General features: G+C 68.2%; 27 protein-coding genes and 1 pseudogene. 16 read left to right on the top strand and 12 right to left on the bottom strand.

Translation table 11 applies throughout. The features are described from left to right. Nucleotides 1–176: 176 nt before the first annotated feature. Nucleotides 177–434: a hypothetical protein gene (locus tag OHS16_RS29680; RefSeq protein ID WP_328540328.1), complete on the bottom strand. Its 258-nt coding sequence runs from the start codon at nt 432–434 to the stop codon at nt 177–179. 418 nt (nt 435–852) lie between these two features. Next, a complete protein-coding gene (locus OHS16_RS29685; RefSeq protein WP_328540329.1) occupies nt 853–1,926 on the bottom strand; it encodes a PP2C family protein-serine/threonine phosphatase in 1,074 nt (357 codons plus the stop codon). Between the two features lie 352 nt (nt 1,927–2,278). Here OHS16_RS29685 and OHS16_RS29690 point away from each other — a divergent pair, with 352 nt between their 5' ends. Next, nucleotides 2,279–3,526, top strand: coding sequence for a DUF4032 domain-containing protein (locus OHS16_RS29690; RefSeq protein WP_328540330.1), 1,248 nt, complete (start codon nt 2,279–2,281; stop codon nt 3,524–3,526). A 155-nt stretch (nt 3,527–3,681) separates the two neighbouring features. Here OHS16_RS29690 and OHS16_RS29695 read toward each other — a convergent pair whose 3' ends face one another. The 4 genes from OHS16_RS29695 to OHS16_RS29710 all read right to left on the bottom strand — a co-directional run bounded on the left by OHS16_RS29695 (nt 3,682) and on the right by OHS16_RS29710 (nt 8,383). Continuing rightward, complete coding sequence (locus OHS16_RS29695; protein WP_328540331.1) at nt 3,682–4,608, bottom strand: hypothetical protein; 927 nt, start codon at nt 4,606–4,608, stop codon at nt 3,682–3,684. Nucleotides 4,609–4,703: 95 nt separating this feature from the next. Further along, the gene (locus tag OHS16_RS29700; RefSeq protein WP_328540332.1) at nt 4,704–5,006 is read right to left on the bottom strand and encodes a hypothetical protein; all 303 of its coding nucleotides are present in this window, start codon (nt 5,004–5,006) and stop codon (nt 4,704–4,706) included. Nucleotides 5,007–5,719: 713 nt separating this feature from the next. After that, nucleotides 5,720–6,910, bottom strand: coding sequence for an MFS transporter (locus OHS16_RS29705; RefSeq protein WP_328541031.1), 1,191 nt, complete (start codon nt 6,908–6,910; stop codon nt 5,720–5,722). A gap of 387 nt (nt 6,911–7,297) precedes the next feature. Beyond that, the gene (locus tag OHS16_RS29710; RefSeq protein WP_328540333.1) at nt 7,298–8,383 is read right to left on the bottom strand and encodes a ferritin-like domain-containing protein; all 1,086 of its coding nucleotides are present in this window, start codon (nt 8,381–8,383) and stop codon (nt 7,298–7,300) included. A 495-nt stretch (nt 8,384–8,878) separates the two neighbouring features. Between OHS16_RS29710 and OHS16_RS29715 the strand changes: the two genes are divergently transcribed. The 3 genes from OHS16_RS29715 to OHS16_RS29725 all read left to right on the top strand — a co-directional run bounded on the left by OHS16_RS29715 (nt 8,879) and on the right by OHS16_RS29725 (nt 9,790). Next, complete coding sequence (locus tag OHS16_RS29715; RefSeq protein WP_328540334.1) at nt 8,879–9,175, top strand: putative quinol monooxygenase; 297 nt, start codon at nt 8,879–8,881, stop codon at nt 9,173–9,175. Between the two features lie 118 nt (nt 9,176–9,293). Next, nucleotides 9,294–9,578, top strand: coding sequence for a TetR/AcrR family transcriptional regulator (locus tag OHS16_RS29720; protein WP_328540335.1), 285 nt, complete (start codon nt 9,294–9,296; stop codon nt 9,576–9,578). Further along, the gene (locus tag OHS16_RS29725) at nt 9,575–9,790 is read left to right on the top strand and encodes a TetR-like C-terminal domain-containing protein (RefSeq protein ID WP_328540336.1); all 216 of its coding nucleotides are present in this window, start codon (nt 9,575–9,577) and stop codon (nt 9,788–9,790) included. Before OHS16_RS29720 ends, OHS16_RS29725 begins: the two co-directional genes overlap by 4 nt. Nucleotides 9,791–9,846: 56 nt before the next feature. Here the strand turns inward: OHS16_RS29725 and OHS16_RS29730 are convergent, their stop codons facing one another. Together OHS16_RS29730 and OHS16_RS29735 are read right to left on the bottom strand one after the other, a co-directional pair. Beyond that, nucleotides 9,847–10,725, bottom strand: coding sequence for a class I SAM-dependent methyltransferase (locus OHS16_RS29730; RefSeq protein WP_443042714.1), 879 nt, complete (start codon nt 10,723–10,725; stop codon nt 9,847–9,849). A gap of 272 nt (nt 10,726–10,997) precedes the next feature. Further along, nucleotides 10,998–11,171 (bottom strand): CsbD family protein, encoded by a 174-nt coding sequence (locus tag OHS16_RS29735; protein ID WP_328541033.1) that lies wholly within the window; start codon nt 11,169–11,171, stop codon nt 10,998–11,000. A gap of 185 nt (nt 11,172–11,356) precedes the next feature. Here OHS16_RS29735 and OHS16_RS29740 point away from each other — a divergent pair, with 185 nt between their 5' ends. Then, complete coding sequence (locus OHS16_RS29740) at nt 11,357–11,524, top strand: DUF5670 family protein (protein WP_328540337.1); 168 nt, start codon at nt 11,357–11,359, stop codon at nt 11,522–11,524. A gap of 246 nt (nt 11,525–11,770) precedes the next feature. After that, nucleotides 11,771–12,121 carry a PRC-barrel domain-containing protein gene (locus tag OHS16_RS29745; RefSeq protein WP_328540338.1) on the top strand — a complete coding sequence of 117 codons (351 nt, stop codon included), beginning with the start codon at nt 11,771–11,773 and terminating at the stop codon, nt 12,119–12,121. A gap of 135 nt (nt 12,122–12,256) precedes the next feature. On the opposite strand, the gene OHS16_RS29750 is transcribed toward OHS16_RS29745, so the two are convergent. The 3 genes from OHS16_RS29750 to OHS16_RS29760 form a co-directional block, all read right to left on the bottom strand. Next, on the bottom strand, nt 12,257–13,195 hold the full coding sequence (locus OHS16_RS29750; protein WP_328540339.1) for an SRPBCC family protein: 939 nt from the start codon (nt 13,193–13,195) through the stop codon (nt 12,257–12,259). Nucleotides 13,196–13,200: 5 nt separating this feature from the next. Continuing rightward, the gene (locus OHS16_RS29755) at nt 13,201–13,857 is read right to left on the bottom strand and encodes a hypothetical protein (protein ID WP_328540340.1); all 657 of its coding nucleotides are present in this window, start codon (nt 13,855–13,857) and stop codon (nt 13,201–13,203) included. Between the two features lie 322 nt (nt 13,858–14,179). Beyond that, nucleotides 14,180–15,022: a class I SAM-dependent methyltransferase gene (locus OHS16_RS29760; RefSeq protein ID WP_328540341.1), complete on the bottom strand. Its 843-nt coding sequence runs from the start codon at nt 15,020–15,022 to the stop codon at nt 14,180–14,182. A 134-nt stretch (nt 15,023–15,156) separates the two neighbouring features. Here OHS16_RS29760 and OHS16_RS29765 point away from each other — a divergent pair, with 134 nt between their 5' ends. The 3 genes from OHS16_RS29765 to OHS16_RS29775 all read left to right on the top strand — a co-directional run bounded on the left by OHS16_RS29765 (nt 15,157) and on the right by OHS16_RS29775 (nt 17,644). After that, a complete protein-coding gene (locus OHS16_RS29765) occupies nt 15,157–15,777 on the top strand; it encodes a TetR/AcrR family transcriptional regulator (protein ID WP_328540342.1) in 621 nt (206 codons plus the stop codon). A gap of 183 nt (nt 15,778–15,960) precedes the next feature. Then, the gene (locus OHS16_RS29770; RefSeq protein ID WP_328540343.1) at nt 15,961–17,184 is read left to right on the top strand and encodes a DUF2637 domain-containing protein; all 1,224 of its coding nucleotides are present in this window, start codon (nt 15,961–15,963) and stop codon (nt 17,182–17,184) included. Nucleotides 17,185–17,356: 172 nt separating this feature from the next. After that, nucleotides 17,357–17,644, top strand: coding sequence for a hypothetical protein (locus tag OHS16_RS29775; RefSeq protein WP_328540344.1), 288 nt, complete (start codon nt 17,357–17,359; stop codon nt 17,642–17,644). Between the two features lie 327 nt (nt 17,645–17,971). Here OHS16_RS29775 and OHS16_RS29780 read toward each other — a convergent pair. Further along, nucleotides 17,972–18,237: pseudogene (locus tag OHS16_RS29780) on the bottom strand (hypothetical protein). 283 nt (nt 18,238–18,520) lie between these two features. Here OHS16_RS29780 and OHS16_RS29785 point away from each other — a divergent pair. The 7 genes from OHS16_RS29785 to OHS16_RS29815 all read left to right on the top strand — a co-directional run bounded on the left by OHS16_RS29785 (nt 18,521) and on the right by OHS16_RS29815 (nt 26,539). Then, a complete protein-coding gene (locus tag OHS16_RS29785) occupies nt 18,521–19,240 on the top strand; it encodes a response regulator transcription factor (RefSeq protein WP_328540345.1) in 720 nt (239 codons plus the stop codon). Next, nucleotides 19,237–20,730 (top strand): sensor histidine kinase, encoded by a 1,494-nt coding sequence (locus tag OHS16_RS29790; protein WP_328540346.1) that lies wholly within the window; start codon nt 19,237–19,239, stop codon nt 20,728–20,730. The genes OHS16_RS29785 and OHS16_RS29790 overlap by 4 nt, the downstream gene beginning before the upstream one ends. Before the next feature lie 230 nt (nt 20,731–20,960). Further along, a complete protein-coding gene (locus OHS16_RS29795) occupies nt 20,961–21,407 on the top strand; it encodes a hypothetical protein (protein WP_328540347.1) in 447 nt (148 codons plus the stop codon). Between the two features lie 26 nt (nt 21,408–21,433). After that, nucleotides 21,434–21,637, top strand: a complete 204-nt coding sequence (locus tag OHS16_RS29800) for a hypothetical protein (protein WP_328540348.1) — start codon at nt 21,434–21,436, stop codon at nt 21,635–21,637. Between the two features lie 330 nt (nt 21,638–21,967). Further along, nucleotides 21,968–22,210, top strand: a complete 243-nt coding sequence (locus OHS16_RS29805; protein ID WP_328540349.1) for a hypothetical protein — start codon at nt 21,968–21,970, stop codon at nt 22,208–22,210. 1,020 nt (nt 22,211–23,230) lie between these two features. Beyond that, on the top strand, nt 23,231–24,850 hold the full coding sequence (locus OHS16_RS29810) for an MFS transporter (protein WP_443042715.1): 1,620 nt from the start codon (nt 23,231–23,233) through the stop codon (nt 24,848–24,850). Nucleotides 24,851–24,958: 108 nt separating this feature from the next. Then, nucleotides 24,959–26,539, top strand: coding sequence for an APC family permease (locus tag OHS16_RS29815; RefSeq protein WP_328540350.1), 1,581 nt, complete (start codon nt 24,959–24,961; stop codon nt 26,537–26,539). Nucleotides 26,540–26,551: the final 12 nt, after the last annotated feature.

The raw sequence follows: 26,551 nt of genomic DNA on the forward strand, positions 1-26,551 counted from the left end.
CGTCTGGGCTCTGCGTCACCGGGTGGCGGGCATCGGAACAGAGCACCGACCGTACAAGATCAAGCATGTGGGGTACCGAATGATGCGCGGTACCGCCGGCGTCCGGAAGGGCCGGCGGGCAGCGTGCCCGTCCGTCGAGGATGCCGACGAGCTGACGGGCGGGTTCACCTCCGTAGTCAGCCGTCCCCGAAGGTCGACGCAATGGGCCCGGCCGTCTCGGCCCTCTCGTACTGCTCGAGTGCCGCTCCGAGGCCGAACCAGGTCGCCGGCCAGGTGGCGACGAAGATCCCCCACCGGTCGGCACGGTCCACGCCCAGCGGTTCCACCTTCATCGACGTCACCCACGAGGCCACGGATAGTCCGATGGCAAGGCACGCGACGGTGTAGGCGTGGTCGCTCCGGAGGCCCTTCTCATGCAAAAGTTTGACGATCATGACTCTCCCATGGCTGGAATACGTGAGTGTCTCCACCGTCACCCGAAAAGCCCAGCCCCGCATCCGGAGTCACCGTTCCCACCGCTGACCGCCTGCGCAGAGCCGGTCGTTCCGGGGCTCGGACACGTTCACCACACGGTCGTGCGCCCCGGGGGGCGGCCGGCGCAGTTCACGGGGCCCTCCACAACCTCGCGTGAGGTGCGGCCTGTTGGATGGGCACGGGCGGAGTCGATCGGCGGGCAAGCTCAGCGCCATCCCGTCGACAGAGGGCCAGGAGTACCTGTCGGCAACACGCACAGCCTCTGCATGGACTGCGTTGAGCGCGGAGCGCGCAGAGCTGTTGAAGGGGACAACCGAGGTGGAGCGGGTCGCGCTTTCTGGAACGGGGCGGTGGCGAGGTGGGTGCGGTACAGATGCGTCATCGGTCTGCCGGAAGCCGTTCGATGGCGACCATGGCCACATCGTCCCCAAGGTGACCATCGGCGTGATCGAGGAGATCGGCGCACAGATGCTGAAGCAGAGCATCCGGCCCGCCCCCGCCGCAGGACGCCAGCCGGTCGGACAAGGGATAGAAACGCCCCGAGGCGTCGCGGGCCTCGATGACCCCATCGGTGTACAGCAGCAGGACGTCGCCCACGCCGAAGGCGAAGGTCTGCTCCTCGAACACCACGTCGAGCAGATGCCCGAGCCCCAGGGGCGGTGCGGGGTCCCCTACATCGAGCGCATGCACGTGGCCGGCGCGCAGGATGAGTGGCGGCGGGTGACCACAGCTGACCAGACGGAGTTCCGGAACGGTGTCAGGGATATCCATCACGGCCGCGGTGACGAAGGCCTCCGCACTGCCGCCCTCCTGGCGCCCCGGCTTCATGGTGCCGGTCCCGTCCGCTGTGACGGCGGCGTCCAGCTGGGCCACCGCCTCGGGCAGCCCAGGTTCCCGGTGTGCCAGCACTCGGAAGGCACCGAGCAGTCCGGCCGCCTCACCCATGGCGTCGAGGCCTTTGCCCCGCACATCGCCGACCATCACGCGCGTTCCACCTGCCTGGCGAACGGCGGCGTACAGATCGCCGCCCAGCTGCGCCTCGGCCTCGGCGGCGAGGTAGACGGACGAGATGTGCAACGCGCCGCTCCGCTCGGGAAGGGGCGGCATCACCGCCTGCCGCACTGCCTGAGCCACCCATCGAAGATGGGACATCTCCCGTTCGTGCTTCTCCCTCAGATAGGCGAAGAAGGTGACGAAGACGGAGATCAGAAAGAGCGCCACGATCTGGTAGGTGTGGTTGAGGTCGGTGAGGCTGGTGCGAGCGCCGGCGACGAGCGACTGCGCGAGTACGGCGACAGCGCCGACGAGGGCCGTCATGCGGGGGCCGGCGAACGACGCCGTCACCGCGGGTGCCGCTACCAGAAACGGCCCGAGATGTACATCCGGCGGCGCCAGGAGGTCCACCACGGTGACGACCGCGATCAGCGCGAACGGCACCGCCAAGAGAGGCATCGAGTACCGTCGTGGCTTTTGGGGTGAGCGCGGGAGCCGCAGCGAACTCATACCTCTGCTTACCTCACGTGACACCCTCCGGCCATCGGATGGGACCCTTGGTGCTCCGTGTGTTCAGTGTGTGCCTGGTGGAGCGAGCGGAGGCGGGCCGGTCCGGGATGGGCGGCGGCCCAGGAGGCTGTCCTCGGTACTTGCCGGCGCGGAGGGGCTGTCCCGGATCATCCTCCCGGCTGTCGGCCGCCTCCTGTGCGGGCCGTGGAGTTCCCGGGTACCGGGTCGTGCGCCGCCGGGGGAGGAGGCCATCTACCATGACCGCTGCTCGACCACGGCGGACGAGAGCCTGAGGAGTGCCATGACATTGCAGATCAGAGCTACCGATGCGGGGCACCCGACGGACATCCTCGACCTCTCATGGAATATCCCGCTCGAACAGTGGCCGGAGGGGAGTCTGGTGGCGCTGCCCCGTGGTATCTCCCGGCACGTGGTGCGTTTCGCACGGGCAGGTGAGGAAGTCGTCGCGATCAAGGAGGTGAGCGAGTGGGCGGCGGTGCGCGAGTACGGGCTACTGCGCGATCTCGATCGCCTCGCCATTCCCGCCGTCGATCCGATCGCCGTGGTGACCGGGCGCGTCGGCCCGGACGGCGAGCAGCTGGAACCGGTTCTGATCACCCGCCACCTGAATGGCTCGCTGCCCTACAGGTCGATGTTCGAGACCACCATGCGGCCGGACACCATGAACCGGCTGCTGGACGCGCTGGCTGTGCTGCTGGTGCGACTGCACCTGGTCGGGTTCGCCTGGGGCGACTGCTCGCTCTCCAACACCCTGTTCCGCCGCGACGCCGGCGCGTACGCCGCATATCTGGTGGATGCCGAGACCGGGCAGATCCAGCCGCAGCTCACCTCTGGACAGCGTGAGTACGACATCGAGCTGGCCCGCGTCAACATCGCAGGCGAGCTGATGGACCTGGAGGCGGGCGGCTCGCTTCATCCTTCGGTCGATCCGGTGACCCTCGGGGAGACGATCGTCCGGCGCTACGCAGATCTGTGGCATGAGCTGACCAGGGAGTCGGTCTACCCGACGAGCAAACGGCACTACATCGACCGGCGTATACGCCGGCTCAATGATCTGGGATTCGATGTCGCCGAGATGCAGATCCAGCGTTCACCGGCCGGCGACTCAGTGACCTTCCTGCCGAAGGTGGTGGACGCCGGCCACCATCAGCGGCAACTGCTGCGCCTGACCGGTCTGGACACCGAGGAGAACCAGGCGCGGAGCCTGCTCAATGACCTGGAGAGCTGGATGGCCACCCAGGACGACTACGCGCCGGGCGACCCCCTGGGAGCGCGGCCCGAAGTACTGGCCCACCGCTGGGTGCGCGACGTCTTCCGGCCGGCCGTGCGTGCCGTTCCGTTGGAGCTGCGCGGCCGGATGGATGCGGCGCAGCTCTACCACGACCTGTTGGAGCACCGCTGGTACTTGTCCGAGCGGGCCCACGCGGATGTGGGGATCGTAGCGACCGTCGAGGACTACCTGGCCAACGTGTTGCCGCACATGCTCGGCCCTGCCGCGGTGCCCGACGACGGGGCGACATCCTCCTGACAGCCACCGGGCGTCGGCGGCATTGATAGGCCCGGTGCTGTACGGCTGAACGGCCGGGCCTGCGAAGCACGTACGCAGGCCCGGCCGTCGGTTGTCCCCGGGGTCACCCCATGGTCCCCGGCGGACGCCCTGCGGGATCACGGGCGGGACAGATCTCAGTCGCCGTCGAAGGCGGCCTGATTGCTGGGAGGTTCGAGAGCCGCGGCGAGCCATGCGGCGGGTACCTCCGAAGGCGTTACCCATTCCGACGGCATGTCATCGGGCGAGGTCACGGCGGGGCGCAGCCAGTTCTCGTCGGTGGGCTGGTGAGGAATGCGGGCGGCCAGCCTCAGGTGCTGAGCGGCTTCCTGCACACGTTCGACGGCCGCGCCGGTGGCCAGGTCCATCTCCTTCTTGATACTGCGCAGCCCCGCGGTGGGACTGGGAGCGGCGGCCAGTAGCTGGGCGATGCGAATGCTGCTCCAGGCGGTTTCCCAGGCGATGAGGTCGGTGCGGCGGCCTCCGCAGGCGGTGACGAACGCATGCACGAAGGCCCATCTCGGTAATGCGTCGCGGCGCAAGGTGTCGCTGATGGTGCTGGTCGCCAGGCGCTGGCCGTGGGGCCACTGCGTGGTGCGCCTGGAGATCTGTTCCATCGACAGTTCCGTCCAGGCTTTGAGGATCCGCAGCTGCTGCATGAAGTGCAGGGCGGTGGTGGCATTGAGCGGTTCAGCGGTCCGCGGCCGCACCACAGGCTTTTCCGTGCGGGCATGGCGCGGGGTGTGATGGCGCAGCCCGCCGGGCTGTTCCAGGTCGCGCTCCGTGGCACGTTCCCACTTCTCGTACCAGTCGGCCAGGTCCTCGCGGGGCCGTCCGCCGGGGGAGAGGTGGTTGAGGGCGATGAGGAAGGCCTGGGTAACCGGCCAGGTGGGCATCCGGTCGCCCGCCGCGGCCTTCGACAGAGTGGCGAAACTCAGGCCGCACACCTGGGCCATCTTCCGATAGCCGGGGTTGCCCGCGCGGTCGCGTGCGCCGCGCAGCCGGCAGCCGAAGCCGCCTGCGGGGGTGCTGTACGTGGTGATGGTCTTCTCGGGGCGTCCCATGGAGTCCTCCCAAGTACTGGGCGCCGGGGTGCGCGGGTACCGGCCCTGCCGGAGCAGGGCCGGTACCGGCACACGGGGTTGGGGTGACGGCGCCGTCAGCGGCGGCGGACCAGGACGTTGGCGCGGCGCACGGCTTCGAGAGCGGCGACGGAGGCCAGGGACAGGACGCTGACCGTGTCGGTCGGCGTGTAACCGTCGCGCAGCAGTGCCGCGAAGCCGGCGACGAAGCAGGCGAGCACGATCACAAGCACCACCAGACGTACGGGGACGACGAGGTGGCGTTCGCTGGCGTACGGGAGGTGGGAGACGCACGCGGTGGCGTCCGGTCCTGCGGGTGCCGCACGGCTGCCGGTTCGACCGGCGATGAAGTCGGCACAGGACATGAGGAGACGGCTCATCGGATTTCCTTGGTCTTTTGTCTCTAGCCCGGTTGGCCCCGAAAACGATCAAAGCGACGTGGTCAGTTGGCGTTGACCGGGATCACCCGTTCGGGAACCTGAATTCGACCACGATAAGCCCGTCTCCAACCAGGTCACAACTAAATCCGTTTCCTTGGTCTTTGAACCTTTAGCCACAACTTTCCGCTCCGTGTTCAACCGCCTCAGTGCCCTCTCCGCGTCCCATGCTTACTCGAGTTGTTTTCCTGAATCCGGTCCCATCCGGGGAATTGGCGGAAGGTGACACCGGTGACACAAAGAAACAACTGTCGGTGCAGGTCGATGACGGTTGCACTGTCCGGTGGTATCCGACGGGCACCGGACGGTTTGACTCCGGTAGGGAAACAACGCCTAATGGACGTGGTTAAGGCCCGAGTCGATCGGGCAACACCAGGTCGTGGGGACGTCTGCTAGCCCGGACGAATCCGTTTGTGTGGTTGCTGGGCGCGTTGGCGCGAGGCCCGGTACACCGGGGGCATAAGGCCCCACGGGGGGTAATTCACGCAAATCCCACCCAGCGGAGCCCGGCCCGTCACAAGGGCCGGGCTTTCGCATGTCCGCCCGCTACCGCAGCGGCCGGTGCGAGCGCCCTGGTGGACGCGGGCCCACTCGCCGTGCGTCCCGGCTTCCGGTGCGTCATGAGGAGTGCAACCGGCGGTGGAAGCCCGTGGGTTTCAGTCTTCGGTGGCGAACCGCCGTGCCACATACAGTCCAGCGGACAGCGCCAGCACCATGACGCAGGCCGTGAAAACGAGTCCGGCGCCCCTGAGTCCCAGCCACAGGGTCAGAGCGCCGACACCTACCACCGGAAGGGAGATGCCGACATAGGCGGCCACGAAGAATGCCGAGACCGTCGCGCCCCGCTGTTCCGGCGGTGCGGCCCCACTGATCGCGGTCATCGCCGCGCGGAACGAGAGCCCCTGGCCGAGCCCACCGCAGATCGCGCCGGACACGAGCACGGGCAGTGACTCGACTGCCAACGAGGTGCCGACGAGCACCAGTCCGACGACCAGGACGAAGCATCCGCCCGGCAGGCCTCGGCGGACCCCCACTCGGCCCATGAGTGACTGCCCGATCGTGGAGGCCAGAAAGACGGAGAAGACGACCGCCCCGGTAACGGCCAGGTTGTGCACCCCGAGAGTCTCGGCAGCGAAGGCCGGGGCCACTGCCGTGAACAGCCCGAGCAGAGCGAAACCGGCGAACGCGGCGAGCGCCGCGGGCAGGAAGACACCCCGGACCTCGGCCGGCACCACGAGCCCCTGAGGCCGGAGCCGAAGGCGACCACTCGCGTGGCGGACCGTCTCCGGCAGGAACCAGGTCAGCACCCCGGCAGCTGCCACCAGCGTCAGATGCACCACGAACGTCAGGCGCAGCGGCCACGGTGCGTACTCGGCAAGCAGCCCCGCCAGCAGGGGGCCACAGCCCAACCCGCCCATGTTCGCGGCCGTCGCGGCCAGCCCGGCCCGCCCCTCCCGGCCGGGTGGCGCCAGTTCCATCACCGTGACGGTCGCCGCCCCGCTGAACAGTCCAGCGGCGAGCCCCGACAGCAACCGGCCGGCGAACAGCGGAACAAGGCCGCCCTCGAAAAGAAAGCAGAGGGCGCTGGCCGCCGAGAACGCGAGGGCGCACAGCAGCACGGGCCGTCGCCCCGCGTCGTCGGACACGTTGCCCGCCAGCAGCAGAGTGGCGATCACCCCAAGGGCGTAGACGGCGAACACCACTGTCACCATCAGCTCGGAGAAGCCGAGCTGATCCCGGTAGAGCCCGTACAGCGGGGTGGGCAGTGTGGTCCCGGCCATGCCGACCGCGAACACCGCCGCCGCAGCCGGATATCCAGGGTGTTGGCTTCTGTGGTCCCGGGGCATCTGACGGGCCATTGGCGAGGGCTCCCATCGGCGGACATCGCGGGCGGGCAAGCGCCCACGCTCTCATCAAGATCCCTCAGAGCATGACACGCACCGCGGGCACCCAGGGCAGGTTGGTGCCGGAGCACTGGCAGCAGGTCAGCAGTGGACCGTGATCACGGCCGAGCCGCCGCCCGGCGAGCACTGCCGGCGAAGCTCGCTCGGGTGGCTCCGGCAACGCGCCGTGGTTGCGGCGCGTGCAGACCCCGTGACGGTTCACGTGTGGGGTCGCCTCGGCGCAGGGTCAATCGGCACGCACGGGTGACCGCATGGATCGCCGCGTCACCTCAGGACCGCCTGACGGCCGGAGCGACTGCCGTGTTCGGTGTCCTCCGGGCATGTGCCGGGTCAGGACGTCGCACCGACTGTCGCGCCGGGGCGGCGCGGCAATGAACGGAATTGCGGGCCGTAGGTACCGGAACCCCCGGGTGTCGGGATGCCCATCAGACTGATGGCCGGCGATTCCAGTGAGCGCATCGCCCGCACCGCGCTGTCGAGCGCACCTGGATCACCGGTGGCCCAGGCATCTTCGAGGTCGTTGAGCATCGTGGTGAACTTCCGGTCGAACTCACGAAGGAGCCGCTGGACACGCCCGGCCGGTGAAGGCCAGCCGCCCGAGGGAACGACTTCCATCGGACGCGCGTCGGGGAACGGGACGGCCGCTCCGGTGAACTCCCACACCCCGTTGGACTCGCTCAACCGCCGTTCGTGGTAGATCTCGCCGAACGCGTAGTAGTGGGCGGGTGTGTGATTGCTGAACGGCGCATCGGGCGATGCGTCGGTGCCCTCGCCCTGCTCCTTGATGATCTCGATGGCCCTCTCGACGTCGTCCAGGGTCCGCATCACGACCAGGTTGTCGGCGCCTACCCGGTGCGGCAGTTGTCGCTGCGGCGACAGCGCCGGGCCGACCTCGTGAAACGCAGTCAGCAGCGCGGTGTAGAAAGACCCGATACTCGGCGGCCCTGCCACCCGTGCCAGTGGGGCCTCCGGAGCTTCGATGGCCATCATGACATCGTGGACATACCCCTTGGTCAGACCGGAGAGATAGACGGTCAGGCCTTGCCGGACACCTCCGGGAAGCGGTCCGGGATAGCTGGGCACCGCGTCGGCGATCCTCGGTGTCCCGCCGACGGCCGCCAGGAGGTTGCAGACCAGCCCCATGTGGTACATCTCATCGTTGATGATCCCGGCGATGAGACGGGCGCATTCACTGGAGCGGTCCTTGATGGACCACCACGCGCACAGATACGGCGGGATGGTTGCCAGTTCCAGCTCCACCGCTACCTGGAGGGCGCCCTTGATCCATTCCGCGTCCCGGCTTTCGCCAGGAGTGTCCATGAGCCGGGCAACAGCGCCTCCTACGCTCGCCTTTGCGGGTGTGGCAGCAGCGCCCACGACGGCCGGCCCGGCCACGGCGAGGGTGGCAGACTTCAAGAATCCTCTGCGATCCAGTGAGGGAATGGCCGAACTCTTCAGACCCTCGTTCGGATCACTCACACCCGGCTCCGTTTCTACTGCGGTAAGACCCACGTCCGTCGGACGGCTCTGCCCGATCGGCGTGCAGAGAAGGGCGAAACTAACAGGCAATCAGGCGGAGTCAGGGGTCGCGCCCCGGCAGGGCGGGCGCGGATCACCCTGTCGGACCAGCACCGGTGTTCCGCGCCGGCGCGGAGGGGGCGGGTGTTCGGACACCACCCCAGCCGGCACATCGGACAGCGGTCGGCCTGTCGTCTCCGGTCCGGCGGACGTGCCCGTCCCGTGCCGTCCCGCGTTCGCGTGAATGCTGGTGCTCCGTACGGAACTGCTCCGTGGCCGAGGCCTGCCGGCTGCCCGCCGACTGGTAGGAAGAGACGCCGATCCGCTTCGCCACGGGGACGGGTCTCAGCACGCCCCCGTGGACTCATCCGGTTGAAGAGCAGGAGAATTCGCATGTCGGTGAAACTGGGTCTGCTCGTCCGCCTGGAAGCCAAACCCGGCAAGGAGGACGCGTTGGCCGCCTTCCTGGAGAGCGGCCGTGCGCTGGCCGATGCGGAGGAGCAGACGGTGACCTGGTACGCCTTCAGGACAGGCCGCAGGGAGTTCGGAATCTTCGACACCTTCGAGTCGGAGGAGGGCCGTGCGGCGCACCTGGGGGGCGAGATCGCCAAGGCGCTCGGCGACATCGCCCCCGATCTGCTGGCCCGCGAGCCGGAGATCCGGACCACGGACATCATCGCCGCCAAGTAGACCGAGCTCCGGCACAGCACCCCGAAGAACCTCGCAGCTGCGGAAGGTGCCGGCGTCGGTGGTCCGGCGCCTCGTGGGGCAGCCGGGAGCCGGAGCCGGTGATCGACCGGGTACATGGATGGCGAGGCGCACGCTCTGCAGCGCAGGGGGCCGTTGTTCCCGGCGAACCGTCAGCCGGCCGGCGCGACCCCACACCGGTCGCCGTCGCATTGAAGCCGCGCGACAGGCGATCCTCGACGCGGCGCTGCGGCTGCTCGCGGAAGCGGACGGCGCGTCAGTAACCGTCAGCACCACCGCGCGCGAGGCGGGCGTCGGCAAGCAGACCCTCTACCGCTGGTGGCCGTCGAAGGGTGCCGTCCTGCTGGACGCGATGTGGGACCGCGCCGATCAGGTGGTCCAATGATGCGGGAGTTCACCGGGGCCCGGCGTGCTGCGCTGCACGAGGTCCTTGTCCGGGGCCGGGAGCGTGGCGAACTCCCCGAGGAATGCGACCTTGACCTGCTGGTGGATCAGGTGTACGTCGTCTTCTGGTACCGCTTCCTGCTGGGTCACGAACCCCTGGACCCCGCGGCGGCCGGACGTCTCACCGCATCGATCATCCAGGGCGCGTGCTGAACGGCGAGGAGTCCGGGGTACCGGTGGGTCTCCCCGAGGTGTTCCTCGCACGACCGTCACTGCCGGCCGGCGCGGCCGGTCTCCTCGGGTTTCCGTCCCCAGCAGGTAATCATCCCCGGTGACAGACCGGCACACTCGGGTGAGTCCAGATACCGGATTCCCGCGGCGATCGCCGCGTCATCCACCAGCCCGGTGGCCAGCATCGCCGTTCGGGACCGGTCCCAGGTATCTGCCCAGAAACGGCTGATGGGGCTGCCGGGCTCCAGCGGAGGCACGTGCAGCTCGGCCGCCACCGCGGCCAGTCCGGCGCCGCGCAGCAGCTGCGGATAGGTGGCGACCCACGAGATGTCGGTGCCGATGCTTTCCCTGAGTCCTTGCCACATGGCGCGCATCACCCTGGTGAAGGGGGTGTCGGTGGCGCCCCCGGCGGACGCTACCGGATCAGCGGCGTCGCTCAGGACCAGCACACCACCGGGTGCGAGCATCCTGCTGAGCGCGGTGACCAGTCGCTCCCGGTCTGCCAGATGCATCAGCACGAACCTGGCGTGCACCAGACGGAAGCGGCCCAGGTGGAAGTCCTCGGCCGTGATGTCCGCCCGAACGGCGGTCAGGCCGGGGATCGGATGCGCTTCCAGGAACCGAACGTCCTGGTCGACCGCGACGACCCTCGCCACTCCCGCGTCCTGGAGCAGCAACCGGGCGACAGAGCCCGTCCCCGCGCCCACGTCCAGGCAGTCCCAGCCCGGCCCCGCCCCCAGCGCTTTGAGCCGGGCCATCGTCACACCGTCGTAGGCGCGGGCGCCGAGATCGATACGCTCGCCTTCGCCGCGAGCCTCCGCCGGAAACACCTCGCTGCCGTAGTGCCCTGGTGTGCGGCCCTGGTCCGGCGCATCCGGGTCTTCGGGTTCCGCGAGGTGGTGCTCATCCGATGTCACTGGCTCCACCGCCCTCGCTGTCGGTTGCTTTCATTGTTGCCCCAGGGCAGCTACTTTTCCTGTTCGGGGCACGGTGGCGAAGGGCTGTGACCGCGGCGGAGACCCTGCCGGGCCGAGCGCGCTACGGGTCTTGTCGCATGGTTGCCGGTAGGTGGTGCAGATGTCCTGTCACGTCCGCCGGCCCCTCACTGTCACGGCTGGGGGTGGCCGGACAGCGGTTGGTCCCGGCAGTCAGAATCCGCCGGGACCAACGAGTGCGGGACGGTTGGCACTCAGTGCTTGAAGGCGTCCTTGGCCTTCTCCTTCGCCTGGCGGGCGTCGCCCGTGGACTCCTCGGCGCGCCCCTCGGTCTCGAGAGACTCGTTGCCCACGGCGCCGCCGGCCACCTTCTTGGCCTTGCCCTCGGCCTGCTCACCCTTGGCTCGCGCCTTCTCGTCCGCTGCCACAGCCACTCACATCCTCGGTATCGAAAACGGTGTCATCCGGACGTCTGGCCGTAGGTCGGGGGCTCAAACCCCGGACAGTTGCCACATGGAAATTGTCGTGACACAGCGTGCCGTAAGGACTACATAAGATTTACAGGAGTGAGCTGGTTCTTCCGGGGCACTCGGTGCTTCGGAGGTTGATAACAATGGTTCCTGTTCTTCTGGTTCTCCTGCTCGCTCTGATCCTTTTCGGTGCGGGCTTCGCACTCAAGGCTCTGTGGTGGATCGCCGTTATCGTGTTGGTGGTGTGGCTGCTCGGCTTCGTCATCCGCCCGACGGCAGGCGGCAAGCGTGGCCGCTGGTATCGCTGGTAGACGGCGTTCTTGAAAGTCCCCGATGGGGTGGGTTCCGGCTCGGTCATGCCGGAACCCACCCCTTTCCTTTGCCGCACCGCGAAGGAAAAGCACCCATGAAGCGTTGCCCTTTGTGTGTCCGATTGTGTGAGTGGAGAGGTGCGGGGCATGCGGTGTTCTGAGCACACGTCCCTACCCTTCGGGTGGTGACGTGCGACCACGGGTTTCAACGCTGTCGAATCCGAAGCGTTTCAATGAGGGAGCTGTATGAGTGACAATATTTGGGGCTACCATCCGACCTCCGGTCACGCCGCCGGTATCGACCTGACCGGTTACAAGGTCGAGGCCACCGATGGCAGTGTCGGAAAGGTCGACAAACACTCGGACGACGTCAACTCCGCCTACCTGGTCGTCGATACCGGCGTATGGATCCTCGGTAAGCACGTCCTGCTCCCCGCGGGTACGGTGCGGATCATCGACGAAGCGGAGCGGAAGATCTTCGTTGACCTCACCAAGGACCAGATCAAGAACTCCCCGGAATTCGACAAGGACAAGCATGTCGAAGACGCGGGCTACCACGAGCAGATCGCCGGCTATTACAGCAGTCACCGCGCCTGACACAGCGGACTTGCGTGACCGCTCCGCCCGACCCGCTCGCCGGGGCAAGGCCACCGTCCGACCCGCGCCCGATGAGACGCCCGGCCCGGTCTTCGTACCGCGGCCGGGCTCGGGCGTCCGCCGACTTGAGCGTGCTCACTCCTCCTCTTCGTCTTCCTCGTCCTCGAATTCCTCTTCGTCCTCGTAGTCTTCGTCGTCCTCGTCCTCGGGCTCGTCCTCTTCCTCGTCGTCGGGCTCTTCCTCGTCATCCGGCCGCTCGTCGTCTTCGAGCCCTTCCTCATGACTGCGGACGACTTCCCCGTCGCGGATCTCGCCGCGCCAGCCTTCGACGTCCTCGTCGTCGGTGAGGGTCACATAGCGCTGGAAGTGTTTGAGATCCAGGCGCAGCCGTCGTCCCTGGGCTCTCCATATGTTGCCGGTCTTCTCGAAGAAGCCGGACGGGTAGTACTCGACCACGGCGACGACACGCGTGAGGTTGGGGGCCAGTTCGTGAAAGCTGATGTCGCCGCGCGTCGATCCCTTGCCGCCCTCGGACGTCCATACGATGCGCTCGTCGGGCACCTGTTCCTGGACGGTGGCTTTCCAGCTGCGGTTCGAGAAGGCGATCTTGAGTTTCCAGTCGCTTTCTATCTCGTCCGACTTGCTGACGCTGGTGACGCCCTTGGTGAAGGAGCTGAACTCTTCGAGTTCGGTCCACCGGTCGTAGACCAGACGCAACGGCTTGCCGATGTCGATGACTTCGATGATGTTGGTGACCTTGGTGTTCCCGGCCTTGCCGCCACTCCCGACGGCATTCTTGACGGTGTCCACAGCCTTGTCCTTGAGCTTACCGGCCTTCTCGCCGACGAATGCCTTGACCGGGTTCTCGCCGCCGAGCACCCGCTTCCCGACATCCATCAGACCACCGTTGCCGTCGGCGGAATCGCCCAAGCCCTGTGCCAGGTCGGAGAGTTTGCTGCCGGCGGAGTCCACCAACCGCTGGCCTCGCGCTTCCGCATACGCGGCCAGCTCTTCCTTGATCCGGTCGAGGCCGGAAGCATTCTCTTCCGTGGAGTCGTCGTCCTTCGTGGCCATGAGAGTTACCTCCTGCGGCGGTTGCTGGTCGACGACTTCTGGGCAGTGGACTTCTTGGCTGCCGCCTTCTTGGCCGGAGTCCTCTTGGGTGCTGCCTTCTTGGCAGGCGCTTTCTTCCCGGCTGCTTTCTTGGCTGGCGCCTTCTTGGCCGGTGTCTTCTTCGCGGGTTGCTTGGCTGTTCGTTTCGCCGGACGGCGACGAGGAGGCTCCTCCTCTTCCTCTTCTTCCTCCTCGTCTTGCTCCTCTTCATCCTCCGGCCCGCCGTCGGTGGCCTCTTCGGGCTCTTCCTCGTCCTCCTCGAAGTCGTCCTCCGCGTCGCCGTCCTCTTCCTCGTCTTCCTCCGCACGGGGTTCCCGTAGTGCGGAGGTGCGCTGTTCCAGGGCGTCGGCAAAGGACTCGAGGCGGCGGTTCGCTGCCGCGGACAGTGCGGTCCGTCCGACGGACAACACCTCGTCGCGTGCCTGCTCGATCAAGGGCGCGACCATGGGGTTCTCCGCGAGTCTGCGGACACCCTGGCTGAGAAGTTCCTGCGGATTGCGGGGTAGCCGTTGGCCGACCACCAGCGACGCGAGGGCAAGACCGAGCTTCCCCTTCTTGGTGCGACCGAGTACGTAGCCCGCCGCGACGGCGGCGGCGAGAGAGACCTTCGTGCTGTCATCCATGAGCAGCCCTCAACGACGAGAGGTGTGGTCCAAGCCTGCCCGGGAAAGACCGGCGCGGGCCTCCTTCACCGCTGCGACGCCTGAAGCTGCCCCTGGGGAAGCGAGTGGCGAGGTGGCGGTGCCCCCATGACTCCACCATCCCCCGGAAGGCGGGCCCTCGCATCCTCTGCCATCTGACCTGCGGAGCCTCGCTTTCCGGCACGTCGGTCCCCGCGCGCCCCGCCCCGTCGCCGCCGCAGACCAGGCCGAAGGTGCGGTCCCCTGCCGTCTCGGTCACCGCCCGCCAGGAAAATGCCGGGCGGGGCCCACGAGGTGATTCGGCTCAGGACCGGCGATCGGCGGTGATCAGCCAGGCGGTGCTGCGCAGTCGCAGTTCCCCGTTCTTCCGGTGGGCGCGCAGACTGTCTGCGAGTCTCCGGCCTGCCCGATCCCGGATCGGTGGGGTGACCTGGCTGGTCAGGTGGCGTCCGGGGCCGGAACCGAGGAGGAACGCCGCAGTGTCGTCGGCGTCCTGCCCCCACGTCCCGTACACCTCCAGGCGCTCCGCGCCGATGTGCTCGAATCCAGCGCCTGCAAGCATCGCGCAGGTGAGGTCCGGATCGGACAGGGAGAACATTCCGGGGCTGCCCGGTGCACCGAAATCACCGACGGGCAGGATGTCCCGCAGTGTCATGATGGCTTCGAGCCACTCATTGGTCCTGGCTTCCGCAGCACAGATGAACGCCAGTCGGCCACCGGGGCGCAGAGCGCGGCCGATGTTGGTGAACGCGGCAACGGGATCGGCGAAGTACATGACTCCGAAGCGGCTGATCACGATGTCGAATGCGCCGGCATCGATGGCGTGGACCTGGGCGTCTCCACGCTCGAAGGTCACATTGCCGATCCCCTCGAGCCGTGCGGTCTCCACGGCGCGTGCCAGCATCGGAGCCGAGATGTCCAGACCCAGGGCCCGGCCGCTCCTGGCCAGGCAGGCCGCAAGTCTGGTCGTGGCTCCGGAACCGCAGCCGACATCAAGTACCCGGTCGCGCTCCCCGATCGCGGCGGCGGTGAGCAACGGCGGGTTGAAGCTCTGGTTCACCATGTCCCAACGGCCCTGGTTCCGGGCCCAGTGCTCGCCCTCGTACCCGTTCCATGCCTGCGCCTGAGCGGTGTTGACGATGTGCATGAGGTACCTCCCTGAGTGAGCGGCGCCCTCGGCCGCTAGTATGGGCGCACGCCCAAATAGTATGGGCGTGCGCCCATACCGGCAATCCCCCTCGCTTCCGGGGAGCGTCGCGAATTCGGAACCGGAGAGGCCCTATGTCACCGCGTGGAGTGGCGATTCCCGACCTTCGCGAACGGCTCTTCGACGCGGCGGAACGGGTTCTCGTCAGGGAGGGGCCGGGGGCGCTCACCGGAAGGGCCATCACCGCGGAAGCAGGTTGTGCCAAGGGTGTGCTGAACGCTCATTTCGCCGGACTGGACGAATTCGTGGCGGAGTTGGTCCTGGACCGCTTCTCGCGCACCGCGAGCCGGACGGCAGATCTCCGCTCACGAGCCGGCCTGGCCACTGTGGCCGGCAATCTCGTCTCGGTCGCGCTCGCCGTCCTGAACTCCTTGCATCCCGCGATCGTCGGCGTTGCCATGACCCGCCCAGGGGCCTCCGACCGGATCCGCCAGGCGCTGGCCGCCGGCGCCCCCGGTTTCACGGTGATCCAGGATGCGATCACGGCATATCTTGATGCCGAACAGCGTCGCGGTCGCCTCGCTGCAGGGGGCGACACCGCCTCCATGGCGCTCGCCCTCGTCGGCACCCTGCATCACATCCTGATGACCAGCTGGAACGGCGCGGGTGACACCCGCGAGCAGGCGGAGCGGCTGGTGGCCGTTCTCGTCGGTGACGGTAGCGGGGGAGCAGCCTCGGCTCCGGACGCCCCGTAGTGGCGGATCGAGACCGGTGAAGATTCCGTCGATCAGCGAATCTGCGGTGAAGCAGGCGGAAAAGGCGGATCGGGCGGAGCAGAGGGGCTGAGTCATCGGGTCTCCCGCCCGACCGGCCTGACAGACGTAGTCGTTCGATGACAGGATGATCATGAGCGGTGACATTCGAACGGGGGGCCCGCGATGCAGCTGACACGCACGCACCGGATACTCATCGCCGTCGTGGTCGCAGGCGCGGTGATCATCGCAGGGATCGGTTTCGCGGGCTCTTACGCGGCCGTGCGCAGGCTTGCCGAACAGAAGGGTTTCGGCACGTTCTCGCTGGTCTTCCCGATCGGTATCGACGCGGGGATCTGCGTGCTGCTCGCGCTGGACCTGCTGCTGACCTGGATCCGCATCCCGTTCCCGCTGCTGCGGCAGACGGCCTGGCTGCTGACGGCGGCGACGATCGCCTTCAACGGCGCGGCTGCCTGGCCGGACCCGCTCGGCACCGGGATGCACGCCGTGATCCCGATCCTGTTCGTGGTCTGCGTCGAGGCCGCACGCCACGCGGTCGGCCGGATCGCCGACATCACGGCCGACAAGCACATGGAAGGCGTCCGCCTCACCCGGTGGCTGCTCTCCCCCATTCCCACCTTCCGGCTCTGGCGCCGCATGAAGCTCTGGGAGCTGCGCAGTTACGACGAGGTCATCAAGCTCGAACAGGACCGGCTGATCTACCGGGCCCGCCTCCAGGCCCGGTTCGGCCGCAACTGGCGGCGCAAGGCCCCCATCGAATCCCTGATGCCCCTGCGGCTCGCCAAATACGGCGTCCCGCTCGCCGAAACAGGCCCCTCCGGCCTCGCCGCCGCAGCCTTCGCCGCGAAGGCCGGCCAACAGGCCGGTGGAGAGCTTCCGTCGGCGGGCAACCGCCCGGCGGCGTTGCCCGCGGGGCGTATGCCCACCGAGGCGGACCTGGATCACCCGGAGGCGTGGGGAGCCTTCGTGAAGGGAACGGACCGGGCCGGTGTCGCGAGGGGCGGCAAAACGGATGCGAGGGGGGCCATGACCGGACCGGACGGCTCCGACGAGGGCGGCCGTCGGGCGGAACCCGCCGGTGAGCCGGCGATACGCGTCCTCGATGTGAAGAGGGCAGGCGAGTGGTACTTCGCCGTGTTCTGTCACTACGTCGACGATCTGGGTGTCGTCCCCACCGTTGGGCAGTGGCGGCACTATCTGCACGACCGGTACGGGCAGCAGATGCCGGACTCGGACGCCGGCGTGAGCCTGCTCCTGACGGAGTTCCGGCAAAGACACCTGACCGGGGCGGTACCCGGTGACAGCGGTGAGCCGTCGGGCGAGGGTGTCGGCGAAGCGGGACCAGGACCCGCACAGACGCCGGTGGCCGCATCCTCGCTCGGCCGGTAGGGACACCGCCACGTGGGTCCCTGGCGGACTCACGGACGGGCGCCCGGCACGGAGACCGGGTCCGGAGGAGGTCCGGAAGCCGGCAGCGCACCGGCGCACACCGACTTCGAACTGAGGGCAGGGGCGAGCCCTTCGATGTGCGGTGTCTGACAGCTGGGTAGATGCTGAATGCATGATCGACGACCAGGAGTACACCGGACCGGCGCTGCTCACCACCGAGGGTGAGGACGCTCATATGCTCAGCCTGGAGGCCAAGCTCACCTTTGAGGGCGGGCGCTGCTCCGGAGTGCTGCACGGGCCTGTTGATTCCAGGAGCACCATCTCCCTCGCAGAACATGCGCCGGTCTCGATCACACTGATGGACGAACCGCGAGCACAGCTGGACGGTGAGGTCAGTGCGTTCATGAGAGTGTCGGCCGACGTCGTGAAGATGGAGTTCCGCAGCCCCGCGTCCGGCTGAGCAGCCCCGCGTCCGGCTGAACGGGTGATCCGGTCGGGCGATGGCTCCATGCACCGGCGACAGTACGCCTCAGCCCCCGTTCGCGTCCCGGCGCCCGTTCAGCCGGCGCACCAGCGGTTCGTCCTCGCCTGCCAGGTATACGCGCCGGTGTCGTCGGCACGGCGTACAGCGGAGACAGGGTGACGACGCCGTCCGACACTCTCGCGTCATGCGCGCGGTGGCCTTCGGCTCGTCCGGTGCGACGTGCAATCGAACAGCAGGCAGCCACAACTCGGATGTGAGCCGACCGGGTGCCCTGAGCGCGCAAACCGTCGCCGGTGAACGTGCTCAGCAGAGGTCCTTGCGCATCAGCGCGCACATCGTTTCGTGGCGGTGCAGAGATCCGTCAGGGGCTTGCTCATCCCACGAATCAGGCTGACGGCCGATTGCGACGTAGCCCAGTCGTTCGTAGAGCTGCCGAGCTCCGAGAGCAGGACACGCTCCAACTGCTCGGAGACGCCTGCCAAGTGGTGTGCGGAACCCGACCACCCGCACGACGCCAGATCCGCATGCACCAGATCGCGCGCCGACACGTTCAGGACGATGTGGACCATCTTTACCCTCTCCGGTACGCGAGGATCCCGGCCGGTCACGGAGCGCGCAACGCCATTTCCCCTCCGCATTCTCCTGGCCGGTCGGCCGCGGCTCCGGCCCGACCGCGTGCCCCGGCTGCCGGGAAACGCGAGGCCTGACCGATGCCCGCCCCTTCGTGGTCGTTCGGACCGGGCGGCCGGCAGCAGCGTGAGGCCCCTGGGAGTCCCGCCGCAGCGTGGTGCATGATTTCGGTGGTCGGTGGTCGGTGGTCGGTGGTCGGTGGAGCGGCGTGCGGAGGCGGGAATGGGTGTGACGGCCAGCTGTGGACGGGTCCTGCTGGTGGACGACGATGCGTCGATCCGGCGGTCACTGGGGCGCGGCCTGCGGTTGAACGGGTTCACCGTGTGCCTGGCGGACGGTGGCAGGACCGCGCTGGAGAAGGTGAGCAGCGAGACGCCCGATGTCGTGGTGCTGGACATCTCGATGCCCGGGACCGACGGCATCGAGGTATGCCGCAGGCTTCGGGCCGACGGCAACGACACACCTGTGCTGATGCTGTCAGCTCTGGACGAGGTGGCGGACCGGGTGGCCGGACTGCAGGCCGGCGGTGACGACTACCTGGTCAAGCCGTTCGCCCTGGACGAGCTGGTGCTGCGGCTGCATGCTCTGCTGCGCCGTCGGCCGCCGGCAGCCGACGACGCCATACGCGTCGGGCGTCTGGTGCTCGACGCAGCGAGGCGCACCGCCGACTTCGACGGCAGACCGGTGGAGCTGACCCGGCGCGAGTTCGACCTGCTGGAGGTTCTGGCCCGTAACGCGGAACTCGTCCTGACGCGTGATCAGCTGCTGGATCGGGTGTGGGGCTACGACTTCGACGTCCGCACCGATGTGGTGGACACCTTTGTGAGCTATCTGCGCCGCAAGCTGGAGGCAGGCGGACGGCCGCGGATCGTGCACACGGTGCGCGGCGTGGGCTTCGCCCTGCGCGCCGACGGGAGCGGCGAGAGGGGGATACGGTCGTGAGGCTGTCCACTCGGATCGCGCTCGTGGTCGGGGCTGTGGTGCCCCTGCTCGTGCTGGCTTCGGGCTGGGTGCTGGTGGGCCTGGTCAGCAAGGACATGCACGCGCAGGCCGACCAACGGCTCGACGAGCGCGCGCGCAGTGTGGCGACGGCTGCCCGCGGACTGCTCCGGGCCACATCGGCCGACCGCCCTCGCGCCGAGCAGGCGCGCCAGCGCAAGCTGTTCACCGCCGCGCTGGACATCGGCATCCGCCTGACGGGACCGGACGGCACGGTCATGGACGGATCGCAGCCCGACCCGGCCGTACGCCTCCCGGCTCGGACCAGGAAGCCGGTCACGGTCCGCTCCGACGGAAAGACGTGGCGTGCCGTAACCATGCCGGTGGCCGGCAGTGGGGAGGGGGCACAGCAGACGACCTTGTGGCTGTTCTCTCCCGAGGCCGCGAGCCAGGCTCAGATCCGGCTGGTGCGTGGCCGGGTGATCGCCGTCGCGCTGCTCGCCGCACCGGTGTCCGCTGCCCTGGCGTGGGCGCTGGCCGCAGGCGCCGCGAGGCCGCTGAGGCGCCTTCAGCAGCGGACCAGCGGCCTGGACCCCCGTACCAGCGCGGCCCGTCTGGACCACGCTCCGACGCGGATCACCGAGGTCGATGACCTCGCCCACACCCTGCAGACGTTCCTCGCACGTTACGACGAACAAGCCGCTCGTACCGCGGAGGCGCTGGCCACGGCCCGTTCGTTCTCCGCCGCCGCTTCCCACGAGCTCCGCACCCCGCTGATGAGCATGCAGACCAGTCTCGACATCCTCGACGCCTTCCACGAACTCGACCCCGCCGACCGCGCGGAGACCGTGGACGACCTGCGGTGCGGACATGCCCGTCTGCTGGGGTTGCTGGTGATGCTGCGGGCACTCGCCCAGGGAGACCTGGTTGAGACGGACGCCTTCGTGCCCGTAGATCTGGCCGATCTCGCGGACGCCTCGGTGTCCGACGTGTGCCGCGCCCACCCCGGGACCGAGGTGACGCTCGAAAGCGATCAAGGCCTGACGGTGCACGGATGGCAGCCCGGGCTGCGGTCACTCCTCGACAACCTCCTCGCCAACGCCCTGGCGCACGGCCGATCCGCGGACGGAGGAGCGCATGTGACCGTGCGATTGCGGGCGGCCCACGACGGTGGCACGCCGGCGGTCGTCCTCACCGTGGACGACCGTGGGCCCGGAGTGCCGCCGGAGCACCGGCAGACGGTCTTCCAGCGCTTTCAGCGCCGTGCCGACAGCCCGGGATCGGGTCTGGGCCTGACACTGGTCGCGCAACAGGCGGATCTCCACCGCGCCCGGCTGCGTGTCCTGGACGGCCCCGGTGGACGGGGAGCGCGATTCGAGATCACCTTTCCCGTGACGCGGCAGGACCGGCCCCGTACGGCGGCTCCGTGGCACCGGACCTGGCTGTCCGACACGGCCCCGCAGCGACAGGAATTCGACCCGGCGCATCTCTGACGTTCGTCCTCACGCGTCAGCACCGTGTGTCCGTGTACGGCTGGCCAGGTGCCCGCCACGAGGTGATGCCCCGAATCCGGGGTGTGCCGGGCCGGACGGCTGCCCGGCGCTGAACCGGGCCACAAAGAAACCACAAGAACCGCTCCTAGCGTGCTCACGCGGCCTGCCGCTCTGTCCCATGGGGCCGGGGCCGCCGGCCTGTCCGAGCAGCACACGGAATGGAGAACCTCATGCAGCGTCGCAAAGCGACCATGACCGCAGCCTTTACGGGCCTCGTCCTCGCCACCACGGCAGCCGCGGCGCCCTCATACGCCGCCGGCACGGCGAGCCCGGCCAGGACAGCTGCCGCGGCTGCGCACGCCAACGGCCCCAAGGGCGATGGGGCGAAGAAGCTGTGCCGGCGGGTGCCCAAGCTGGAGAAGAGGATCGACAAGCGGATCAAGCGGATGGAGGGCACGGCCGGCACTCGTGGCTCCATCAAGTACCTGGAGCAGCGCATCGCCAACGCGAAGAAGGCGAATCACACCGCCATCGCCGCCTTCCTCGGCGACCGGCTCACCACGCGCAAGGGTCTTCTGGCCACCCTGGAGAAGAAGGCGCCGGATCTGAAGGATGTCGGCACCTGGTGCGGGGCGAACAACGCCGGCGCCAAGGACGAGACGGCCCCCGCGTCATGAGTCACCGGCGTCGGACCCTGTGGGTGATGGCCACGCTCGCGCTTCCGCTGCTGGCCGCCACGGCCTGCTCGTCGTCCACCGATCCTGCCGAGCCGGCCCCGGCCGCTTCGAGCGGCAGCTCGGCATCTGCACCGGACCAGCTGGCGCAGATGCAGAAGAAGGTCGACGACGCCGAACGCGCCGCTGATTCCGCGGACGCGAACGGCGATGCCGACAGCGCAGGACACTGATATCCGCCGTCTCCACCGGGTGCGGACAACCCCGGGGGAGACGGCGTCGGGTGACGAGGCCTCGAGCGTCCGGGTGCGCCGGAGCGCCTGCCGCTCGAGCCCGCGCGCGGAGTCGCTTCTCCCCAGGCGGAACATCTTCTGCTCGCCGACGACCCTCGACGGCACCCACGACGTCACGATGCCGGAGCCCGGGCGGCCGTCGCCGGCCGGTCGATGGCTCTCTCCGACAGCGTGGGGGCCCTTCATTGTGAGGGCCCTCGCTAATGATAGGAGTGGGGAGGCGATATCCGGGACGCCACGCCCGGTGTCGTTCAACGGAAGGGAATCCTCATGCGCACTCGACGCCCCCCTTCCAGCGCTCCTGACGCCTCCTCCATCGGACTCGGCTGCAACGCGATGTCCGGGGAGGTCTACGGGCGTGCCGACACGGAGGGCGTCGCCATCATCGGGGCCGCGCTCGATGCCGGTGTCACCCTGCTGGACACGGCAGATTTCGCCTCCACCCGCATCCGTGCACGTATCGCCTTGCCTGCGGAGGCGGCACGCACACGGTGCTTGCGGTCGCCTGCGTGACAGTACCCCTCGCCCGGGATCCCGAGTTCGGGGCTTGCCCGGCCGGGCCGTGACGCGGGTGGTCATGCCCCCGCTCCGTTGTCCGGTGCGCCGATCGCCGGCGCTCTGCAACTGCCGTAAGGGAAAGCCTGGTTCGAAACAGTCGCATACGGAAGACTGCTCGTGCAGGAGCAATACCCGCTGCCTTTCCGAGAGTTGGTGCCTGTTCGGTGTCGAACCTCCGTGCGTTCGCGCGGGGGCCCGGTGCCGGTCAGTCGTCCGGCCATGTGGAAGGGCTCGAAATGCTGGAGGAACCCCATGACAGTCGTTGCGACTCGTGCAACCCGTCCTGCTCGCGTGACCACATTCATGCTGAGACGCTCGCAGGGAATCGCCTTGCGGGCCCCCTGACGGGGGCTCACTTCACTACGGGGCGTCAGGTCTTGGAGGTCGTGATCATGCCGTGTCGGCCCGGACGGAAATCCAGGCCGGCACGCTGGCGTGAAGGAGTGAGGTGCTTAGGATCCATCGCCGGGTGCGTGGCGGGGGCCCTGGCAGCGGGTGAACACATTCACCAGGCCGCCGCAGGCCAGTCATGGCTGAACGCCCTCATCGACTGCATCACCACCGTCTTCTGACGGTCTCGGCTCCACCCGGTGGCGAATTCGGGTGGTCGTTGCCACACGTGGTCGGTTGATCAAGCCGTGAGCAGTGCGGACAGACGCCCGGCTGGGACTTCCCAGCCGGGCGTCGTGCGGGGGCGGCAGGGGGCCGGTCACGCCGGCGCCCGGGCTCGCGAGTTCGGGCAGTGCGGTCCGTTCCTCGGGCCGGCGCTTCACCGTCTCCCCGGCCCGCCCGTCGTCGGGCTGCCGCTCCGGAGGGGAGCGGCACAGCACCCCGGACCTGACAGCGCGCCGCCCGCGGCGTTTGAACGCTTGAAGTCGGGCCGTCGAGGGTCGTTCCAGCCGAGTGGTGGCGCCGCCGGGCCTGACCTAGCGTGATCAGTGGACAGCCTCATTCCCCGTCGCAAGGCATGTGCCCATGATGAGCTCTCAGGAGAATTCCGGGCAGTCTCCGGCCACACGGCGCGGGGGCGGTAACGGGATTGCTCTGCTCGTCATCGCTTCGTGCCAGCTGATGGTGGTGCTGGACATCACCATCGTGAACATTGCGCTGCCGCATATCCAGAGCGCGCTGGGCTTCTCGACGGAGAACCTGTCCTGGGTGATCAACGCGTACACCGTCACCTTCGGAGGCCTGCTGCTGCTCGGTGGCCGGCTCGGCGACATTCTGGGCCGTCGGCGCGTGTTCCTCGCCGGCGTCCTGCTGTTCGTACTCGCCTCGCTGCTCGGCGGTCTGGCACAGGAGTCCTGGCAACTGCTCGCCGCGCGGGCCCTGCAGGGCGTAGGTGGTGCCGTGGCCTCTCCCACGGCTCTGGCGCTGATCACCACCACGTTCCGGGAGGGGCCGGAACGGAACCGGGCTTTCGGCGTGTTCGCCGCTGTCTCGGCCGGCGGCGGTGCCATCGGCCTGATCGCGGGTGGCATGCTCGTGGAATGGCTCGACTGGCGCTGGGTCTTCTTCGTCAACGTGCCGATCGGGATACTGATCGCTGTCGCCACGCCGCGTTTCATCCGGGAGTCCGAACGCCGTCCTGGACAGTTCGACATCATGGGGGCACTCACCTCCACAGCCGGCATGGTGCTCCTCGTCTACGGCTTCATCCGGGCCTCGGAGGAGGGATGGACGAATCCGCTGACGCTCGGTGCTTTCGGCGCCGCCGTGGTACTGCTCGCTGTGTTCATCGCGATCGAGCGCGGATCGAGACAGCCCATCACCCCGCTGGCCATGTTCCGCGACCGCAACCGGGCGGGCACCTACGGAATGATGCTGTCCCTCGCCGCAGCCCTGTTCGGGATGTTCTTCTTCCTCACCCTCTTCGTGCAGGACGTACTGAGCTTCAGCCCGTTGCGGGCCGGCCTTGCCTTCCTCCCGGTGAGCGCCGTCATCGCGGTGGGCGCGGGGCTCGCGTCCCAGCTGCTGCCGAAATACGGGCCGAAACCCTTCCTGGTCACCGGCGCGATCCTGGCCGCGGGCGGCCTCTCGTGGCTGACCTTGACCGACATCCACAGCTCGTACCTGGGCAGCATTCTCGGACCGATGCTGATGTTCGGCCTGGGCATGGGTCTGCAGTTCGTGTCCCTGACGCTGATGGCGGTCTCCGGCGTCGCGCCGCACGAGTCGGGGGCCGCTTCCGGGATCCTCAACGCCACCCAGCAGGTGGGCGGCTCACTCGGGCTGTCCATCCTGGTCACGACCTTCGGCTCAGCCAGCCGTAACGAGGCCACCGACCAGATCCCGAAGTTCCTGGCCCGGGCGACACCGGCCGAGCGGCTGCAGTTCCAGCGCACCGGCCGGCTGCCGCCGCCCTTCAGCAGCCAGGTGCTCACCTCGGGTGTCACGAGCGCCTTCGTCGTCGCGGCGGTCTTCGCCGTGATCGCGGCCCTGATCGCCCTGCTGGTCATCCAGGTACGCGCGTCCGATCTCGAACGTCTGCGGGGCGGTGCCGGGCTCGGGCCGCCGGCAGACCCCGGTCCGGCGGAACGGAGTACTCCGGGTAATCCCGTCCAGGACACCCGGGAATACCCGCCGCCGGACTGAAGCCGGGCCCCGTGACGAGCCGGACGAACCGGCCCGCAGTTGTCAGCCGAAGGCGGAAGGAGGAGAATTTCCCGGAAAATACCGCTTGGTTCGCGAGCGGAGGAACCCATGGCCTCGTCTCCAGCCCACTCCCCGGATTCCCCATCGGAACCGCCCTCAGCCACGACGGACAAAGGACTGAAGGGCGGCGCTCTGGGATTGTTCGCCAGTGTCGTCATCGGTCTGGCGTCCACCGCACCCGCCTACAGCCTTGCCGCGACGCTCGGCGTCATCGTCGCGGTCGTCGGCGTCCAGTCGCCGATCATCATGATCCTGGCGTTCGTCCCGATGTTCCTGATCGCTTACGGCTACAAGGGACTCAACCAGGCCGATCCCGACTGCGGCACCACCTTCACCTGGGCCTCCAGGGCCTTCGGCCCGCATACGGGCTGGATGGGCGGCTGGGGCATCGTCGCCGCCGACATCATCGTCATGGCCAACCTGGCCCAGATCGCCGGGCAGTACGGATTCCAGCTCGTCGGCGCCGACGGGGTGGCCGACAGCACGCTGTGGACCACGGTGGCCGGCGTGATCTGGATCGCGGTAATGACGTGGATCTGCTACATCGGCATCGAGATCTCGGCCAACATCCAGAAGGCGCTGCTCACCGTCGAGGTGATCATGCTCCTCGTCCTGGCCGTCACCGCGCTGGTGAAGGTGTACGGGGGATCGGCCCCGGGCACATCGGCACACATCGACTGGTCGTGGTTCAACCCGGCCGCCATCGGTTCGCTCGATGCCCTCACCAAGGGTGTGCTCGCCGGGGTGTTCATCTACTGGGGCTGGGACACCTGCGTGTCGATCAACGAGGAGACGGCGGACCGCAGCCGCACACCGGGCCGGGCGGCGGTCATCTCCACCGTCACACTGCTCGTGGTGTATCTGCTGGTGACCACGTCCGCGCAGAGCTTCGCCGGCGTGGGGAGCCACGGCATCGGCCTGGCCAACCCGGACAACTCCGGGGATGTCCTGTCGAACCTCGGCAGCGAGATCTTCGGCAACGGAGCGCTGGGGCAGGTTCTCACCAAACTGCTGATCCTGATGGTGCTCACCTCCGCTGCGGCGTCCACCCAGACCACCATTCTCCCGACCGCGCGCACCACCCTGTCGATGGCTGCCTTCAAGGCCATACCGGCGAAGTTCGCCCGCATCCACCCCAGATTCCTCACCCCCACGTGGTCCACCGTGGGCATGGGCCTGGCATCGATCGGGTTCTATGTGCTGCTGACCCGGCTGAGCGGAAACCTGCTGGAGGATTCCATCGGCTCCATCGGCCTGATGATCGCCTTCTACTACGGGCTCACCGGATTCGCCTGCGTCTGGTACTTCCGCAAAGTCCTCCTGGACAGCCCTCGCACACTGTGGACCAAGGGTGTCATGCCGGCTCTCGGCGGCATCCTGCTGTTCTACTTTTTCATCGACGCGTGCATCGTCTATGCGGCGCCCGACTACGGCAGCACGTCGTGGACCCTCCCCATTCCGCCGCACTGGCACCTGGGAGGCGTCTTCGTCACCGGTATCGGCGCCCTGATCCTCGGCGCGATCCTGATGCTGGTGTACCGGGTGATCAGCCCCGCGTTCTTCCGAAAGGAGATCATCCCGGTCTCCGCACAGGAACCGGACCCCGGCCGCCGGTCCGGTCGGCGCTGATCCGGTGCTGCG

Source organism: Streptomyces sp. NBC_00344 (genome assembly GCF_036088315.1).
GTDB lineage: Bacteria > Actinomycetota > Actinomycetes > Streptomycetales > Streptomycetaceae > Streptomyces.